The organism is Streptomyces sp. NPDC001093 (assembly GCF_040298985.1).
Classification (GTDB): domain Bacteria; phylum Actinomycetota; class Actinomycetes; order Streptomycetales; family Streptomycetaceae; genus Streptomyces.
In genome coordinates this window covers 1-16,493 of sequence record NZ_JBEPBF010000008.1, presented here as the reverse complement: position 1 = coordinate 16,493, position 16,493 = coordinate 1, and the positions used below count along the sequence as shown (strand labels likewise).

Here is a 16,493-nt window from a genome sequence, read left to right as displayed (position 1 = left end):
TCTCTTCACGTGAACGATGACCGCCGAAGGTCAGTCGAGGACGCGGGCCAGATACGCCCGCAGCAGCTCCCGGGTCTCGGCGATGATCGCCTCGTCACCGTCCGGGTCGGTCCGGAAGGCCAGCTGGACCAGGGCGTCGGCGCTCTCCACGGCGACCAGGAAGACCCGGCGCAGGTCGTCGTCGGGGGTACGGCCGAGATAGCCGGAGAGCAGGTCGGTGAGGCGGTCGGCGACGCGGGTGTTGGGCTCGGCGTGGCGGGCGCCGACCGGTATCTGGTTGCCGAAGTCGACCAGGGAGAAGCCGGGTGCGGTGCGCTTCATGGCCAGGTACTCGTCCAGGACGGCGTCCATCGCGGCCCGCCAGTCGCCCCTGTCGGTCTTCTTCAGCCGCTCGGTCACCCGCTCGGTGTACCGCTCCAGGTTGCGCTGGGCCAGGGCGTCGGCCATCTGCCGCTTGTTGCCGAAGAAGCGGTAGACGGAGCCGATGGGCACACCGGCGCGCAGGGCGACCGCGCGGGTGCTCAGGTCGTCGTAGCCGACCTCGTCGAGGAGTTCGGCGCAGGCGTCGAGGATCCTGGTCAGCCGTTCGGCACTGCGCCGCTGGACGGGCGCGCGGCGGAGCGATGTCGCGTGGGGCACGGGCTTCATGATGCCTCTCCGCCGGGATCCGGTGAACCTCGCCCTCCCGTACGGAGAAGAGTGGCCGGTGCACTCACTTCCCGGCGGCCGGGGCGGCCGCGCCGCCCGGTCGCTCGCCCGACGCCGTCCGCGCGTCCGACACCGTTATGTCGGCGCTGCTCTGCACCGGCATTCCGTGTACGGCCCACACCGTGCCGTCGTCGGCGTACAGGCGGGCGGTGACATGGTGGGTGCCGTGCGGGACGAGACCGTCGGGCAGGTGGTACTCGCGGGAGCGCAGCCGGGTGATCCCGCGGCCGTCGACGAAGAGGTACACGAGCCCGCGCCCGCCGACCGCCGCCGGCCCGGCACCGGGTGCGGAGCAGCGGAAGCGGTGGAACGTCAGCCGGACGTCCCAGCCGCCGCCGGAGTCCGGGGTCACCTCGACACCGACCTGCGGTGCGCCCTTCCTGCCGACCTCGCGCAGATGCCGTCCGGTGGAGTCGGTGTCGTCCAGGACCTTGCCGACCGGCGAGGGCGAGACCGTGCCGTCGTGGGTGTGCCCGGACGCGCAGGCCGCCGCGCCGAGCGGCAGCAGGACGCCCGCCGCGAGCGCGGCGAGCGTCCTGCGGATCCATGACGTCCTCGGCATGCCTGGAGAGTAGAACAACCCTCCGGTCCCCCGAATCCGCCTGAAGTCTGGTTCCGTCCGCCCCACGGGGTCCCCCTGACGGAGTACGCGCGGTCGGCTCGCCGACGGAGTGCCGCGGCCCTCTTGCGCCCGCCCCCACCTATTCCTACGGTGTTGCATAGGAATCGGGAGCGCGATCAACAGCGCGATCAGGAGCGCAAGGGAGCGATCATGAGCGGGGACGCGCGGAAGACCGCCGCGGGACTGTCGTATCTGACCGGGTTCGGCAACGAACACACCTCGGAGGCCGTGCCGGGCGCCCTGCCCGAGGGCCGCAACTCGCCGCAGCGCGCGCCGCTCGGGCTGTACGCGGAGCAGCTGAGCGGTACGGCCTTCACCGAGCCGAGGGCGCACAACCGCCGCTCGTGGCTCTACCGCATCCGCCCCTCGGCCGCGCACCCGGCGTTCACCCGCGCCGGCAACGGCGCGCTCCGCACGGCCCCCTTCACCGAGACCGTGCCCGACCCCAACCGGCTGCGCTGGAACCCGCTGCCCGAGCCGCCGGCCGGCACCGACTTCCTCGCCGGCCTGTGGACGCTCGGCGGCAACGGCGACGCCACCCAGCGCACCGGCATGGCCGTGCACCTGTACCACGCGAACGCCTCCATGGAGCGCGTGTTCAGTGACGCCGACGGGGAACTGCTCATCGTCCCGGAGCGCGGCGGGCTGCTCCTGCACACCGAGTTCGGCCGCCTCGCCGTGGAGCCGGCACAGGTGGCGCTGATTCCCCGTGGGGTGCGCTTCCGTGTGGAGCTGCTGGACACTGCGTCCGATGGCGGGCAGAGCCCGACCGCGCGGGGTTATGTGTGCGAGAACTACGGCGCGCCCTTCCAGCTGCCCGACCTCGGCCCGATCGGCGCCAACGGCCTCGCCAACGCCCGGGACTTCCAGGCACCGGTCGCCGCGTACGAGGACGTGGCGGGCCCGGTGGAGGTGGTGAACAAGTTCTGCGGCAACCTCTGGACGGCCACCTACGACCACTCCCCGCTCGATGTGGTCGCCTGGCATGGCAACCATGTGCCGTACGTCTATGACCTGCGCCGTTTCAATGTGATCGGCACCATCTCCTACGACCACCCGGACCCCTCGATCTTCACGGTCCTGACCTCCCCGTCGGACACCCCGGGCCTGGCCGGCGTCGATTTCGTCGTCTTCGCCCCGCGCTGGCTGGTGGGCGAGGACACCTTCCGGCCGCCGTACTTCCACCGGAACGTGATGAGCGAGTACATGGGCCTGATCGAGGGCGCGTACGACGCCAAGGCGGAGGGCTTCGTGCCCGGCGGCGGCTCGCTGCACAACATGATGTCGGCGCACGGCCCGGACCGGGAGACCTTCGACCGGGCCAGCGCGGCCGAGCTCAGGCCGCAGAGGATCGACGACGGTCTGGCCTTCATGTTCGAGACCCGCTGGCCGGTGACCCTCACCCCGCACGCGGCCGGAGCCGACCACCTCCAGCAGCGCTACGACGACGTGTGGCAGGGGCTCGAGCGCCACTTCCGCGCATGACGCCTCTGTTGCGCCTGACGTTCATCGACAGGTACGGATAGCCGAGTGACCTCCTTCGCCCCGGATTCGATCGTCCTGAACCGCAAGCTGCCGCTGTGGTACCAGGTGTCGCAGTCGCTGCGCGCCTCGATACTCGGCCGCTCTCCCGAGGACCCGCTGCGGCTGCCCACCGAGGAGCAGCTGGCGGAGCACTACGGCGTGAGCGTGCTGACCATGCGGCAGGCGCTGAAGGAGCTGGAGGACGAGGGGCTGATCAGCCGTCACCGTCGGCGCGGCACGTTCATCGAGCCCGGCGTCCGGCGGGGCGCGCCCGTCCGGCTGCTGGGCTCGGTGGACGCGATCGTGGCCCAGCAGTCCGGGATGACCACCGAGCTGCTGGACCACGGCATGACACCGGTGCCGGCCGGTGTCACCGAGTACTTCCCGGACCTCGCGGAGGTGATGACGTACCACCGCCTCCGCAGCGACGAGAAGACCGGCGAGCCGACCAACCACGCCGTCAACCACGTCCGCCCCGGACTCGCCGCGCGCATCGACCTGGAGGACCTGGTCCGCTGGCCGATGACGAAGGTGCTGCGGGACGTGGTCGGGGCGGACATCAGCCGCATCACGGACACGGTGGAGGCGCGGCTCGCGGACCCGGAGACCGCCCGGCTGCTGCAGGTGCCGCTGCTCAGTCCGATCCTGCACTACACGGGGGTGACGTATGACAGCGGTGGGAGGGTGCTGGATGTGGCGGTGATCCAGTACCGGGGGGACCGGTTCTCGTTCACGGTCACCCTGGACGCGACCTGATACCGGGCCGGGGACAGGCCGTACCATGCCCTGCGTGACGCACGACGACGCTCCGCTGCTGGCGGACCTCATGCCGTGGTCCGTCGCACCGCTGCGGCCCGGCCGCACCTGGCCGACGGCACCCGATCCCGGCTCCCTGAAGGCCCGCTGGGAGGCCCTGCTCAAGGCCGAGGGACCGGACCGCGAGGCCCTCTTCGAGCCGACCCGGGCCCGCACGCCGAACTCCGCGGTGGGCCAACTCCCGGGCCAGGCCACCGGTACCGAGCGGCTGGCCCGCGCCGAGGGCCCCTGCGCCGAGCCGGTCCGCGTCCTGGCGGCGCCCTTCGACGCGCAGTGGCTGATCCCGGACCACCGGCTGATCGACGCCGCGCGCCCGGAGTTGTGGCGGGTGGCGGACGCGCACCAGGTCTTCACGGTGGAGACGGGGGACGAGGCCGGCCCGCTCCTGGCGACCTCGCTGCTGCCCTCCCTCCGCACCGGCCGCGTCCGCCCGCTGTACCGCCGCCCCGGCGGCAGGGAACCGAACCTCGCGCCGGGCCTCACGGCCCACCTCGCCGCCCGCCTGGGCGAGTCCCCCACTCCGGTCGACGTCCTCTCCTGGATCCTGGCGGCCACCACTCCCGCGCTGACCGTCCCGCTCACCGACGACCCGGACCTGTGGTCGACCGGGGTCGAACTGGGCCGCCGCATGCTGTGGCTGATGCGCCGTGACGGCGAACGCCCCAAGCTGCCGGGCGGCCGCCGCCCCTACGTCCGCGCACCCCTGCCGGCCCGGCCCGTCGCTCTTCTCTACGACGCCGACGACGAGACCCTCCACGTCGACGAGGGCCGCATCTCCCCCGTACCACCGGAGGCCTGGGACTACGAGGTGGCCGGGGTCCGGGTCCTGGAGTCCTGGTTCACCGCCCGTACGGCACCGGCCGAACCCGGCACCCTGGCCGCGATCCGCCCGCCCGGCTGGCCGCAGACCTGGACGTCGGAACTGCTGGAACTGATCACGGTCCTGGCCCTGCTGGCGGAACTGGGGCCGCAGCGCGCCGAGTTGAAGGTGACGACCTCCATCACGGCGACCGGCCTCCGGGAGGCGGGCGTCCTCCCGGCCCCGGAGTCCTCCCGCCGCCCCGCCTCGGTCCTGGACCACCACGAGGAGGGCCCGGAGGGCCAGTTCGCGCTGATCTAGCGGGGCTTGGGAGCGCGTCCGGCCGTGCGACGTCCTCGATCCGGGCGCGAGCCGAGTCGTCCGCGGTTCACCCGCCGGCGCATCCGGGGTCGAAGCCGTCGAGCACCCTCCCCAACGCCCGCTCGAACACCGCCTCCAGGTCGATCGGCCCCGCGTCCTCCGCGAACGCCGCCGCCATCCTCGGATACGCACCCGAGGCCACCTGCCGCCCGAGATAGGCGATCCGCACCGCGTTCTCCTCGTCCTCCGACCACGGCAGTGCCCGGACCCGCTCGGCCGTGTCGAGTTCACTGCGGACGTAGGCCGTCACGACGCCGTTCAGCATCGCGATGAGCTCCAGCTTGGTGCCGTACGACGCCTCCAGCGGATCCAGGCAGGCCAGGCAGTGCTCCAGGTACCGCAGGGCGTGCGGGCTGAAGCCGTACACCGGGGACATCAGCCGCGGAACCCAGGGATGGCGGCGCATCAGCGACCGCGTGTCCCGGGCCACCCGGAGCATGTCGGCCCGCCAGTCGCCGCTCGGCTCCCACGGGACGTGTTCCGCGCTGACCGCGTCCATCATCAGCTCGTACAGGTCCTCCTTGCGGGGGACGTAGTTGTACAGCGACATCGTGCCGCAGCCCACCTCGCCCGCGACATGCCGCATCGACACCGCGTCGAGTCCCCGCTCGTCGGCGATCCGGACGGCGGCCGCCGCGATGTCGTCGCGGGTGTACGCCGGCTTCGGACCCCGGCCGGTGCGCTCGGGGCGCGCCCAGATCACTTCGGGGACGGCCCCTCGGACTGCCATCGGTCATCACCTCGGCCACCATCCTAGTTCCGTACAGCGTACGTAGTGCGGTAGGGTCGCGGCATGACAACTACGTACGCTGTACTTAGTGAGGGGCTGGAGAAGCGCTTCGGCGCTGTGCACGCCCTGCACGGGCTCGATCTGGCCGTGGCCGAGGGCTCGGTCTGCGGGCTGCTCGGGCCCAACGGTGCGGGGAAGACCACGGCCGTGCGGCTGCTGACCACGCTGCTGCGGCCGGACGCCGGCTCGGCGCGGGTCGCCGGGCACGATCTCGTCCGCGAGGCGGACGCCGTGCGCCGCCGTATCGCCGTGACCGGGCAGTACGCCTCGGTCGACGGCGACCTCACCGGCCGGGAGAACCTCCGGCTGTTCGCCCGGCTGCACCGGGTGCGCGGGCCGGCCGCACGGGCGGACGAGCTGCTGGAGCGCTTCGGACTGGCCGAGGCCGCCGGCCGCAAGGCCTCGACCTACTCCGGCGGCATGCGGCGCCGGCTGGACCTCGCGGCGAGCCTCGTCCGCCGCCCCGACGTACTGTTCCTCGACGAGCCGACCACCGGACTCGACCCGGCCAGCCGCGCCCGCATCTGGCAGGCGGTGCGCGCGCTGCAGGCGGACGGTACGACCGTGCTGCTGACCACCCAGTACCTGGAGGAGGCGGACCAGCTCGCGGACGACATCGCCCTGGTGGACCGGGGCCGGGTCGCGCACACCGGCTCGCCCGCCGAGCTCAAGGCGCTCATCGGGTCCTACGCGGAGGCCGTGGTCACCGACGGCGACGCCCTGCCGAAGGCGGCGGCCGTACTGGACCGGCTCACGGGCCGCGAGCCCGTGTTCGACCGCGAGCGCAACGCCGTCGGCGCCGTCACCACCGACTCCACCCTGACGCTCCCCCGCCTGGTGCGCGAACTCGACGCGGCGGGCGTGCCGTTGTTCGACGTGAGCCTGCGCCCGCCCACCCTCGACGACGTCTTCCTCCAGCTCACCGGAGAGTCGACGCGGACCAAGGAGCTTGCCGCATGAGTGTGCCCGCGTTGACGCACGACGGACTGGCGATGACCGGCCGGCAGCTGCGCCGGGTCCGCAACAGTCCGGGGCTGGCGATCCTCACCCAGATGATGCCGGTCAACATGCTGCTCTTCTTCGGCTATGTGTTCGGCAGCGCGCTGGCCATGCCCGGCCGCGAGTACCGGTCCTTCCTGGTGCCGGGGCTGCTGGTCGCGACCGCCGCGGGCGGGCTGATGACCGGCATGTTCCAGGCCGCCGCGGACACCCACCGGGGCGTGATGGACCGGTTCCGCACGATGCCGGTGAGCCGGGCCGCGGTACCGCTCGGGCAGGCGCTCGCGGACCTCGTCGTGACGGCCGCGGGGACCGTGCCCCTGCTGCTCGTGGGGCTCGCGGTGGGCTGGCGGGTCGAGGGGTCCGCGATCGACGCCGCCGGCGCGGTGGGGCTGCTGCTGTTCTTCCGGTTCGCCTGCACCTGCGCCGGGATCTGGCTGGGGCTGCTCACCCGCAGCGAGGACGCGGCCGGGCAGCTCGGGGCCTCCTCCTTCGTGCTGCCGCTGCTGTCCGACGCCTACATCCCCACCGGCAACCTGCCGGGCTGGCTGCGCACCCTCGCCGAGTGGAACCCGATCAGCGCGGTGACGACCGCCCTGCGGGACCTGTTCGGCAACGCGACGGCCCCGCGCGACTCCGCCTGGCCGGTGGCGCACCCGGTGGCCGGATCGCTGGCCTGGTGCCTGGTCCTGACCGCGGTGTTCCTGCCGCTCGCCGTGCGCCGGTACGGCCGGGGTGGCCGCTGACGGGCTGCTGACAAACCCGCCGGTCACGGGCCATGATCCGGTCATGGAACAGCCCATGGACAGCCAGCCCCTGCCTCTTGCGGGCATCACCGTCGTCGCCGTCGAACAAGCCGTGTCCGCGCCCTTCGCGACCCGGCAGCTCGCCGACCTGGGAGCCAGGGTCATCAAGGTGGAGCGCGTCGACGGCGGCGACTTCGCGCGCGGCTACGACACGGCGGCCCGCGGTCTCGCCTCGCACTTCGTGTGGTGCAACCGCGGCAAGGAGTCCCTGGCGCTGGACCTGAAGGACCCGCGCGGCCTGGATGCCGTGCGGCGGCTGATCGCCGACGCGGACGTGTTCGTGCAGAACCTCGCCCACGGGGCGGCGGCCCGGCTCGGTCTCGACGCGGCCACGCTGTGCGCGGCGCATCCGCGGCTGGTCGCCGTGGACATCTCCGGGTACGGCTCCTCGGGGCCGTACGCGGACAAGCGGGCGTACGACATGCTCGTGCAGTGCGAGGCGGGGCTCGTGTCGGTGACCGGGACGCCGGAGCAGCCGGTGAAGGCGGGCGTCCCGGCGGCGGACATCGCGGCGGCCATGTACGCGTTCTCGGGCGTGCTGGCGGCCCTCGTGCGGCGGGGGACGACGGGCCGGGGCGGGCCGGTGGAGGTGTCGATGCTGGAGGCGCTCGCCGAGTGGCTGGGGCATCCGCTGCACCATGCGATGCATGGAGGTGAGCCCCCGGCGCGCACCGGCCTCGCGCACGCCGTCATCGCGCCCTACGACGCCTATCCGACGGCGGACGGCGGGCGGGTGCTGCTGTCCGTGCAGAACGACCGGGAGTGGCGGCGGCTGGCCGAACAGGTCATGGGCCGCCCGGAACTGGGGACGGACCCGGCGTACGCGACGAACGCGTCACGGGTCGCGAACCGGGAGGAGACGGACGAGCTGGTGGCGCGGGCGCTCGGCGCGCTGGACGCCGAGGAGGCGCTGGCCCGGCTGGAGAAGGCCGGCATCGCCTGCGCCCGGCTGCGTGATCTGCACGAACTGGCCGGGCATCCGCAGCTGGCGGCCCGGGAGCGGTGGCGTGAGGTGGGTTCGCCGGTCGGGCCGCTGAAGGCGCTGCTGCCTCCCATCACGCTGCCGGGCGGGGACGAGGCACGGATGGGTGATGTGCCCGCGCTCGGGCAGCACACCGGGGCGCTGCTGCGTGCCGTGGGGATGACGGACGACGAGATCGCGGCGATGCGCCGGGACGGTGTGGCGGCCTGAGCGCCGGCGACCCGGAAGGGGTCCAGGGGCCGCGTGTGGCCGGGTCGGCGGCGGCTCGGTGGTGGCTCGACGGCCGGTCAGCGGCTGCTCGGTGGCCGGTCAGCAGCCGGCCGGCAGCCGCTCAGTGACCGCCGAACAGCGAGCGGCGCAGCCGGCGCAGCGGTGCGAAGAGGGAGACGCGGCTGACCCGCCTGCCCCGGTCGCTGCGCTGCTGTGCGGTGTCACGCGCCGTCAGCTCGCGCATCAGCGAGGTCGCCTCGACCGTCTCGCGCTGCGGTATGGCGGGACCCGCCAGCACCGACAGATGGCGGTCGAGGCGCGAACTGGTCGCGCTGCTGCCACAGGTGATCGCAGGGACCCTGGCCCTGCTGCGCACTGTTATCTGCTCCATGTCACTCCCCACCCGTACGAGTCCACCCGGCCCGGGCAGAGTAACCCTATCGCCCCAGGGGGGCACGCGTGTATCGCGTCCACGGGATTCACCTTCCCTGCAAGGAGGTTGACCATCCCACGTTGACTACTCTCCGAATCCGACCGATTTCAGGGTGAGTTGGACAATGGGCTGGCTGGTGGGCTGGGCTGAGCCACCGTCAGGCTCGACGGTTACGGCGAGTGACGTCGAGGAGGTGGCGAGACCTCTCGCGACCAAGGGCGTGTCGCCCGCGAGGAGCCCGAGGGAGCGCGGTTGCGCCCGGGGGCGCATGAGCCAGAGCTGGCGGACGCGGCCGGCGGGCGGGCTGCCGTATCCGCTGAGGGTGACGACCGCCTCTCCCTGCGAGGCGGAAGCGATCACTCCGATCGCGCGGCCCCGTGCGTCCTTGCTGGTGGTGGCGCGGGCGTCGGGCGCGGCCAGAACGTGGGCGATCTCACGTCCCCGGGCCTTCTCCGCGGTGAGCCGGTCCTCGGTGCGCTGCGCCTGCACGGCGAAGAGCGAGGCGACGACGAGGGCCGCCGCCGCGGTGGCCGTGGCGAACGGCACGAACAGGGGGCGCGTGCGGGGCGTACGGGTGCGTCCCGGCGGGGGCTGGGTGCCCCAGACGTGCGGCGGCAGCTGGGGCGTGCGCTCCCGGGCCGGTGCCTGGGCCTGGGTCCGGGCCTGCTCCTGCGGGATGGTGCGTACGGCGGCCAGCACGCGGCGGCGCAGGTCGGGGGGCGCGTGGGCGGCCGTGGACCAGGCGAGGCGCACCGCGTCCTCGGCCAGCTCCCGCACCTCGGCGGCGCACCGGTCGCAGCCCTGCAGGTGTTTCTCGAACCGGCGCCGCTCGCCGGGTTCCAGGGCGTCGAGAGCGTAGGGCGCGGCGAGGGAGTGCAGGTCCTCGCGGCGCAGCAGCTTGCCGAGGATGCTCATGCGGCGCCTCCCAGGCATTCGCGGAGCCGGGTGAGCCCGTCGCGCATCCGTGTCTTGACCGTGCCGAGCGGCAGCGAGAGCCGCTCGGCCACCTCACGGTAGGTGTAGCCGTCGTAGTAGGCGAGGGTCACGGACTGCCGCTGCAGGTCCGTGAGCCGGCGCAGGCAGCGGCGCACCCACTCGCGTTCCATGCCGGCCTCGACCTCCTCGGCGACCTGGTCGAAGGCGGGCTCCCCGCTGCGCAGGGCCTCCCGCTGCTCGCGTTCGCCGGCCGCGCGGGCGCTGCGCACCCGGTCGACGGCGCGGCGGTGGGCGAGGGTGAGGATCCAGGACAGGGCGCTGCCCCGGCCGGGGTCGTACCGGGCGGCCGAGCGCCAGGTCTCCAGCAGCACCTCCTGGGCGACCTCCTCGGACTGTGCCGGGTCACGCACCACCCGTCGTACGAGCCCGTACACCGGCCCGGACACCAGTGCGTACAGGTCCTCGAACGCCCTCTGGTCGCCGCCCGCGACGAGCACCAGCAGCTCGTCCGCCCGCATGCGGGCCCCCTCTCCGTGGCCGCAGCCGGCCCTTCCGCGCACCCCTCGCATCCGCACGTAGGCACACCTCCCGCGGGAGATACGGATCAGCGGGCCGAAAACGCGGGTCGGGACGGGCCCGAAGTTTTTTCCGCGGATTTTCTCCGTCCGACCAATCCGTCCGGCGGGCCCGCTCCGAAGACCCGTCCGTCAAAGGCAAGTTCGGCACTGAGGACGGACGCATGACACCTCTCTTCTCCAGGAGTCCCCTCTGCGGAAGCAACGGGGGACGTACGGGCCTGGCCGCGCTCCTGTGCGGTGCGCTGGCGGTCGGAGGGCTCGCGGCCGCCGGCGTCGCCACGCTGGAACCCGGGGCGGCCTCCGCCTCCTCCCACCGGGAGGCCCCGCTGATCTCGGGGACCCCGCAGTACGACAACACCGACCTGTACGCGTTCGTCAGCCCGGACAAGCCCGACACGACGACGATCGTGGCGAACTGGATCCCGTTCGAGGAGCCGGCGGGCGGGCCGAACTTCTACACCTTCGCCGACGACGCCCAGTACGACATCCATGTCGACAGCAACGGTGACGCGCAGGACGACATGGTGTTCCGCTACACGTTCAAGACGCACACCAGGAACGGCAACACGTTCCTGTACAACACGGGTGCCGTGAAGAGCCTCGACGACCCCAACCTCAACGTCACGCAGACGTACGACATCGATCTGATCCGGCTGAAGCACGGGCGCGAGGCGTACAGGACCAGACTCGCGGACAAGGTGCCGGTGGCACCGTCGGACGTCGGCAAGGCGTCCATGCCGGACTACGGCAAACTGCGCGCGCAGGCCGTGTACAAGACGGCCGGCGGCGCCGCGACCTTCGCCGGGCAGGCGGACGACCCGTTCTTCGCGGACCTGCGCGTCTTCGACCTGCTGTACGGCGGGAACCTCAGCGAGGTCGGCCGGGACACCCTGAAGGGCTACAACGTCAACACCATCGCCCTGCAGGTGCCGAACGACCTGATCCGGGAGTCGGCGGGGCAGCCGGTCGTCGGCATCTGGTCCACCACCCAGCGCCGCAACGCGCAGGGCTACTACACACAGGTCTCCCGCCTGGGCAACCCCCTGGTCAACGAGGTGGTGAACCCACAGAAGGACAAGGACAGGTTCAACGCCTCGCAGCCCGCGTACGACGCCCAGTTCCTGAAGAACGTCACCCACCCCGAACTGCCGAAGCTCATCGAGTCGATCTACAAGATCAAGGCGCCGAGCGAGCCGCGCAACGACCTGGTCGACGTGTTCCTGAAGGGCGTCAAGGGCCTCAACCAGCCCCCGAACGTGCGCCCTTCGGAGGAACTGCGCCTGAACACCTCCATCAAGCCGGCCATGCACCCCAAGCGGCTCGGCGTCCTCGACGGCGACAACGCGGGCTTCCCGAACGGGCGCCGGCTCACCGACGACGTGGTCGACGAGGCACTGCAGGTCATGGAGGGCGAACTGGTCGGCTCCAAGAACGACTTGGGCGACGCGGTGGACCAGAACGACAAGGGCTTCGAGAAGTACTTCCCGTACGTCGCCGAGCCCACCTCGGGTTCACGCGGCCCGCTCGCCAAGGGCACGACGGCGGGCACGGACGTCCGCAGCCAGCTGGGCGACGCCCTGCAACCGGCCGGGTCCTCCGGTGGCTCCGGTTCCGGCAACACCGTGCTGATCGCCGCGTCGGCGGCCTCGGGCGCGGCCGGAATCCTGCTCCTCGGCACCGCCGTGGGCTGGTGGCGCCGGCGCATACGCCGCCCGTACTGACCCCCGCCCCCACCCAGACCGGCGCGGCCCGCATCTTCCCCTCCCCCACGGCGGGCCGCGCCATCCGACACGACCGAGGCACGCAGGAGACGGCATGGGCCCGCGCAGACAGGACGACGACGCCATGGACGGGCGGAAGGGCAGCACAGGGCGGAAGGGCGACAGCGAGCGGAAAAACGGCGCCGGGCAGGAGGCGATGGACGGGCGGGCGGGCAGCGTCGACGACCGCGCCACCCCCGGCCGCGCAGAGCCCGCCGTCAGCGGCTCCCGCTCCCCCTCCGCCGAGGACATCACCCACCGCCCCGCAAAACCCTCACCCGCCGACTCCCCGCAACCCGCGCCAGATGAGCCCTCGGAGGCGCCCTCCGTCGTCTCCGGCCCCGACCAGCGCGTGGCGGCCGTTCGGCGGTTCGCCGCTGCGGGGCGGCGGTGGCGGGGCGCGCAACTCGTGGGGTGCGCCGCCCTGTTGGCGGTCGCGCTGACCGGCGGGGCCATCGCCCTGGGGGCCGGTCGGGCGCCCGTCACCGTGCCGGCGGCCTCCGCCGCCGTGGACCCCGGGGTGCTCGGCGGCGGTGACCTGGACGCGAGCATCGCCGCTCTCCAGGCGCATCTGCGGACCCAGCCCAAGGACTCCGGAAGCTGGGCGACGCTGGGCCTGGCCTACGTCGAGCAGGCGCGGACCAAGGGCGATCCCGCCCGCTACCCGCAGGCGGAGCGGGCGCTGAGCCGCTCCCTCGCGCTGGCCCCGGACAACGACCAGGCGCTGGCCGGCCGCGCCGCCCTCGCCGCCGCCCGGCACGACTTCAAGGACGCCCTGGCGTACGCGGACCGGGCGCTGCGGCAGAACCCGTACAGCGAGCGCGCGCTGTCCTCCCGCATCGACGGCCTGGTCGAACTCGGCCGGTATGCGGAGGCGTGGAAAGCCGCCGAGACCGCCGACACACGCAAACCGGGGGTGCCGGTCTTCACGCGGTACGCGTATGTGCATGAGCTGCGAGGCGACGTGGCGACCGCACGCCGGGTACTCGAGCAGGCACTGGCGGGCGCCACGTCGCCCGGCGACATCGCGTACGTGGCCGCCCAGCTCGGCCAACTCGCCTGGAACCAGGGCGATTACCGGACCGCCCTCGCGTACTACGCCCGTGCACTCGCCGCCGACGACACCTACCTGCCCGCGCTGGAGGGCCGGGCGCGGGCGCAGGCGGCGAGCGGGGACCGCGCCGCGGCGATCAAGGGGATGGAGACCGTGGTGTCCCGGTATCCGCTGCCGGGTCCGCTGGTCGAACTGGGCGAGCTGTACGAGGCGCGGGGCGCGGCCGGCGACCAGGCGCGGGCGCGGCGGCAGTACGCCCTCGTGGACGCCTGGATCGCCCTGGCCAAGGCCAACGGAGTCAACGCCGACCTCGACACCGCGCTGGCCGCCGCGGACCACGGCGACAAGGCGGCCGCCCTGCGCGCGGCCCGCGCCGAATGGGCCCGCCGGCACACCGTGCACACCGCGGACGCGCTGGCCTGGGCGCTGCATGTGAACGGCCGGGACGCCGAGGCGCTGCCGTACGCCCGCCAGGCCACCGCCACCGGTTACCGCAATGCCGCCTTCCTGTACCACCGCGGCGTGATCGAGCTGGCCACGGGCGACCGCCCGGCCGGCCGCGCCTCCCTCACCGCGGCCCTGCGCCTGAACCCCGGCTTCTCCCCGCTCGGCGCGGCCGAGGCCCGCACGGCCCTGGAGGCGACGAAGTGAAGCTCCGCCTCCCCTTCCTGCTCCTCGCCATGAGCGCGCTCGCGCTGCTGCCGGCCGGCCCGGCGAGCGCGCATCCGCTCGGGAACTTCACCGTCAACCGCTACGACGGCCTGGTCGCCGCTCCCGGGCAGCTCCGCATCGACCATGTGGAGGACCTCGCCGAGATCCCGGCGACCCAGGCCGGGCCCGACCTGCAGCGGCTGGGCACGGCGCAGTGGGCCCGGCAGCGGTGTGCGCGGGCCGCCGAGGACAGCAGGCTCACGGTCGACGGCCGTACGGCCACGCTGACCGCCGTCGGCTCCTCGGCGCGACTGCGTCCCGGTCAGGCCGGGCTGCACACCCTCCGGGTGGAGTGCCGGCTGACCGCCCCGCTCCCCCGCGGCGCCACCGTGACCCTCGGCTTCCACAGCGCGGAGGCCACCGGCGGACCCGGCTGGCGGGAGATCACCGCGCGCGGCGACCGGATGACACTGACCGGGACCGACGTACCGGGGACATCGGTCTCGCACGAACTGACCACGTATCCGAAGGACTTGCTGTCCTCGCCGGCCGACACCACCACCGCCTCCGTACGCCTGCGCCCCGGCGGCCCGGCCCTCGCCGAGGAGCGGCAGGCCGAACCGGGGGCCGCGATCCTGCCGCGGGGCGCCGACCGCTGGACCCGCGCGCTGGACGACCTGGTGGCCCGCCACGACCTCACCGTCGGCTTCGCCGCGCTCGCGCTGCTCGTCGCGGTCGTCCTGGGCGCGATGCACGCGCTCGCGCCGGGCCACGGCAAGACCCTGATGGCCGCGGCAGCGGCGGCCCGCGGGGGCCGGGCGAGGCTTCGGGACGTACTGCCGCTGGCCGCCTCGGTCACCGTGACCCACACCCTGGGCGTGGTCGCCCTGGGCCTGCTCGTCACCGCCGGTTCCGCCGCCACGCCCTCGGTGATCGCCTGGCTGGGCATCGCCGGCGGGGCCCTGGTGCTGGCGGCCGGCGCGAACCTCGTACGGAGGGTGTGGCCGACCCGCCACCCTCACCCCCATCCCGGGCACACCCACAGCCACGGGGGCCACACGCACACGCACGGGGGCCACACCCACACCCATACCCACCCGACCGCCCCCACCCTCCGCGGCACCCTCCTGCTCGGCTTCGCCGGCGGCCTGGTGCCCAGCCCCTCCGCCGTCGTGGTGCTCGTCGGTGCCGCCGCGCTCGGGAAGGCCTGGTTCGGGCTGCTGCTCGTCGTGGCCTACGGCGCCGGGCTCGCGCTGACGCTCACCGCGGCCGGGTTCGCCGTGGTGCGGCTGGGTTCCGGGGTGAGCCGGGTGCTGGAGCGGCGTCCGCGCTGGACCGCCCACCCGGTGACCGGGCTGGTGCGCCGCTCCGTACCGCTCGCGTCCGCGCTGGTCGTCATGGCTCTGGGCGCCGGTTTGGTGCTCAAAGGGGCCGCATCCGCCCTCGGCTGAGCTAACTTGGGGTGAATCACGCGACGGGGAGAAATCACACGACTTGCCTTGGGGGCGCCCGTGTCCGAAGAGCCGGGCCGCGAACGTGTGATCGCGGGCCGCTACCGTCTGCTGTCCCCGCTGGGCGAGGGCGGCATGGGCACCGTGTGGCGCGCCCGCGACGAGGTGCTGCACCGCGAGGTGGCCGTCAAGGAGGTGCGGGCCCCGGCCGGGCTGCCTTCCTCCGACGTGGAGCGGATGTACGCGCGCCTGGAGCGGGAGGCGTGGGCGGCGGCCCGGGTCGCCAACCGCAACGTGGTCACGGTGTACGACGTGGCCATGGAGGGCGGCCGGCCCTGGATCGTGATGGAGCTGGTGCGCGGGCTGTCGCTCGCCGACCAGTTGGAGGCGGAGGGTCCGCTGTCGCCGCAGCGGGCGGCGCACATCGGTGCCGAGGTGCTGTCCGCGCTGCGGGCCGCGCACGCCGCCGGGGTGCTGCACCGGGACGTGAAGCCGGCCAATGTGCTGCTCGCCAACGACGGCCGGGTGGTGCTGACCGACTTCGGGATCGCCTCGGTCGAGGGCAGCTCCGCGCTGACCATGACCGGTGAGGTGATCGGCTCACCCGAATTCCTCGCTCCCGAGCGGGCGTTGGGGCGGACACCGGGGCCGGAGTCGGACCTGTGGTCGCTGGGCGTGCTGCTGTACGCGGCGGTGGAGGGCGTCTCACCGTTCCGGTACGACACCCCGATCAGCACCCTGCGTGCCGTGGTGGACGAGGAGTTGCCGCCGCCGCGCCGGGCCGGTCCGCTGGCTCCGGTCATCGAGGGGCTGCTGCGCAAGGACCCCGCCGAGCGGCTGGACGGCGAGCGGGCGGAACACGAGCTGCGGATCGTCGCCGCGGGAGGCACGCCCCGGGCGGCCACGCTGCCGGTGCCGCCGTACACCGCCCCGACGGTCGCCGCCCCGTACCGGCAGCCCTCCCCCACCCCGCCGCCGCCCGTCTCCGGCGCC

General features: G+C 73.4%; 16 protein-coding genes. 10 read left to right on the top strand and 6 right to left on the bottom strand.

What is annotated here, in order from left to right; genetic code table 11:
* Positions 1-30: 30 nt before the first annotated feature.
* On the bottom strand, positions 31-648 hold the full coding sequence (locus ABT288_RS06375) for a TetR/AcrR family transcriptional regulator (RefSeq protein WP_351603354.1): 618 nt from the start codon (positions 646-648) through the stop codon (positions 31-33).
* A gap of 64 nt (positions 649-712) precedes the next feature.
* Positions 713-1,270: a hypothetical protein gene (locus ABT288_RS06370; RefSeq protein WP_351603353.1), complete on the bottom strand. Its 558-nt coding sequence runs from the start codon at positions 1,268-1,270 to the stop codon at positions 713-715.
* A gap of 210 nt (positions 1,271-1,480) precedes the next feature.
* Here ABT288_RS06370 and hmgA point away from each other — a divergent pair, with 210 nt between their 5' ends.
* Genes hmgA through ABT288_RS06355 form a run of 3 tightly spaced genes read left to right on the top strand, consistent with a single transcriptional unit; the run spans position 1,481 to position 4,790 of the window.
* On the top strand, positions 1,481-2,815 hold the full coding sequence (gene hmgA, locus ABT288_RS06365; RefSeq protein WP_351603352.1) for a homogentisate 1,2-dioxygenase: 1,335 nt from the start codon (positions 1,481-1,483) through the stop codon (positions 2,813-2,815).
* A 45-nt stretch (positions 2,816-2,860) separates the two neighbouring features.
* Positions 2,861-3,610 carry a GntR family transcriptional regulator gene (locus ABT288_RS06360; RefSeq protein WP_351603350.1) on the top strand — a complete coding sequence of 250 codons (750 nt, stop codon included), beginning with the start codon at positions 2,861-2,863 and terminating at the stop codon, positions 3,608-3,610.
* A gap of 25 nt (positions 3,611-3,635) precedes the next feature.
* Positions 3,636-4,790, top strand: a complete 1,155-nt coding sequence (locus ABT288_RS06355) for a type ISP restriction/modification enzyme (protein ID WP_351603348.1) — start codon at positions 3,636-3,638, stop codon at positions 4,788-4,790.
* A 67-nt stretch (positions 4,791-4,857) separates the two neighbouring features.
* On the opposite strand, the gene ABT288_RS06350 is transcribed toward ABT288_RS06355, so the two are convergent.
* On the bottom strand, positions 4,858-5,580 hold the full coding sequence (locus ABT288_RS06350; RefSeq protein WP_351603346.1) for a TetR/AcrR family transcriptional regulator: 723 nt from the start codon (positions 5,578-5,580) through the stop codon (positions 4,858-4,860).
* Between the two features lie 63 nt (positions 5,581-5,643).
* On the opposite strand from ABT288_RS06350, the gene ABT288_RS06345 reads away from it, so the two are divergent.
* From ABT288_RS06345 to ABT288_RS06335, 3 genes are read left to right on the top strand one after another with little or no spacing between them, the layout of a single operon-like run.
* Positions 5,644-6,600, top strand: a complete 957-nt coding sequence (locus tag ABT288_RS06345) for an ATP-binding cassette domain-containing protein (RefSeq protein ID WP_351603344.1) — start codon at positions 5,644-5,646, stop codon at positions 6,598-6,600.
* Complete coding sequence (locus ABT288_RS06340; protein WP_351603342.1) at positions 6,597-7,385, top strand: ABC transporter permease; 789 nt, start codon at positions 6,597-6,599, stop codon at positions 7,383-7,385. The genes ABT288_RS06345 and ABT288_RS06340 overlap by 4 nt, the downstream gene beginning before the upstream one ends.
* Positions 7,386-7,440: 55 nt before the next feature.
* Positions 7,441-8,637, top strand: coding sequence for a CaiB/BaiF CoA transferase family protein (locus ABT288_RS06335; RefSeq protein WP_351603562.1), 1,197 nt, complete (start codon positions 7,441-7,443; stop codon positions 8,635-8,637).
* A gap of 121 nt (positions 8,638-8,758) precedes the next feature.
* On the opposite strand, the gene ABT288_RS06330 is transcribed toward ABT288_RS06335, so the two are convergent.
* From ABT288_RS06330 to ABT288_RS06320, 3 genes are all read right to left on the bottom strand, one after another.
* Entirely contained in the window at positions 8,759-9,028 is a 270-nt protein-coding gene (locus tag ABT288_RS06330; protein WP_228618522.1) for a hypothetical protein, read from the bottom strand.
* A gap of 126 nt (positions 9,029-9,154) precedes the next feature.
* The gene (locus tag ABT288_RS06325) at positions 9,155-9,985 is read right to left on the bottom strand and encodes an anti-sigma factor (protein WP_351603339.1); all 831 of its coding nucleotides are present in this window, start codon (positions 9,983-9,985) and stop codon (positions 9,155-9,157) included.
* Positions 9,982-10,524 (bottom strand): sigma-70 family RNA polymerase sigma factor, encoded by a 543-nt coding sequence (locus tag ABT288_RS06320; protein ID WP_351603337.1) that lies wholly within the window; start codon positions 10,522-10,524, stop codon positions 9,982-9,984. Before ABT288_RS06320 ends, ABT288_RS06325 begins: the two co-directional genes overlap by 4 nt.
* Before the next feature lie 221 nt (positions 10,525-10,745).
* Between ABT288_RS06320 and ABT288_RS06315 the strand changes: the two genes are divergently transcribed.
* The 4 genes from ABT288_RS06315 to ABT288_RS06300 all read left to right on the top strand — a co-directional run.
* The gene (locus ABT288_RS06315; protein WP_351603335.1) at positions 10,746-12,305 is read left to right on the top strand and encodes a DUF4331 domain-containing protein; all 1,560 of its coding nucleotides are present in this window, start codon (positions 10,746-10,748) and stop codon (positions 12,303-12,305) included.
* 94 nt (positions 12,306-12,399) lie between these two features.
* On the top strand, positions 12,400-14,049 hold the full coding sequence (locus tag ABT288_RS06310; RefSeq protein WP_351603333.1) for a tetratricopeptide repeat protein: 1,650 nt from the start codon (positions 12,400-12,402) through the stop codon (positions 14,047-14,049).
* Between the two features lie 29 nt (positions 14,050-14,078).
* Positions 14,079-15,500, top strand: a complete 1,422-nt coding sequence (locus ABT288_RS06305) for a nickel transporter (protein ID WP_351603560.1) — start codon at positions 14,079-14,081, stop codon at positions 15,498-15,500.
* Between the two features lie 60 nt (positions 15,501-15,560).
* Positions 15,561-16,493: serine/threonine-protein kinase (locus tag ABT288_RS06300; RefSeq protein WP_351603331.1), on the top strand; the 933-nt coding region annotated here is incomplete at its 3' end.

Excerpts from the sequence above, each read along its gene's own strand:
- ABT288_RS06375 (WP_351603354.1), bottom strand. The coding sequence starts at position 648 with ATGAAGCCCGTGCCCCACGCGACATCGCTCCGCCGCGCGCCCGTCCAG.
- ABT288_RS06370 (WP_351603353.1), bottom strand. The coding sequence starts at position 1,270 with ATGCCGAGGACGTCATGGATCCGCAGGACGCTCGCCGCGCTCGCGGCG.
- hmgA (WP_351603352.1), top strand. The coding sequence starts at position 1,481 with ATGAGCGGGGACGCGCGGAAGACCGCCGCGGGACTGTCGTATCTGACC.
- ABT288_RS06355 (WP_351603348.1), top strand. The coding sequence starts at position 3,636 with ATGCCCTGCGTGACGCACGACGACGCTCCGCTGCTGGCGGACCTCATG.
- ABT288_RS06350 (WP_351603346.1), bottom strand. The coding sequence starts at position 5,580 with ATGGCAGTCCGAGGGGCCGTCCCCGAAGTGATCTGGGCGCGCCCCGAG.
- ABT288_RS06345 (WP_351603344.1), top strand. The coding sequence starts at position 5,644 with ATGACAACTACGTACGCTGTACTTAGTGAGGGGCTGGAGAAGCGCTTC.
- ABT288_RS06340 (WP_351603342.1), top strand. The coding sequence starts at position 6,597 with ATGAGTGTGCCCGCGTTGACGCACGACGGACTGGCGATGACCGGCCGG.
- ABT288_RS06335 (WP_351603562.1), top strand. The coding sequence starts at position 7,441 with ATGGACAGCCAGCCCCTGCCTCTTGCGGGCATCACCGTCGTCGCCGTC.
- ABT288_RS06330 (WP_228618522.1), bottom strand. The coding sequence starts at position 9,028 with ATGGAGCAGATAACAGTGCGCAGCAGGGCCAGGGTCCCTGCGATCACC.
- ABT288_RS06325 (WP_351603339.1), bottom strand. The coding sequence starts at position 9,985 with ATGAGCATCCTCGGCAAGCTGCTGCGCCGCGAGGACCTGCACTCCCTC.
- ABT288_RS06320 (WP_351603337.1), bottom strand. The coding sequence starts at position 10,524 with ATGCGGGCGGACGAGCTGCTGGTGCTCGTCGCGGGCGGCGACCAGAGG.
- ABT288_RS06315 (WP_351603335.1), top strand. The coding sequence starts at position 10,746 with ATGACACCTCTCTTCTCCAGGAGTCCCCTCTGCGGAAGCAACGGGGGA.
- ABT288_RS06310 (WP_351603333.1), top strand. The coding sequence starts at position 12,400 with ATGGGCCCGCGCAGACAGGACGACGACGCCATGGACGGGCGGAAGGGC.
- ABT288_RS06305 (WP_351603560.1), top strand. The coding sequence starts at position 14,079 with ATGAGCGCGCTCGCGCTGCTGCCGGCCGGCCCGGCGAGCGCGCATCCG.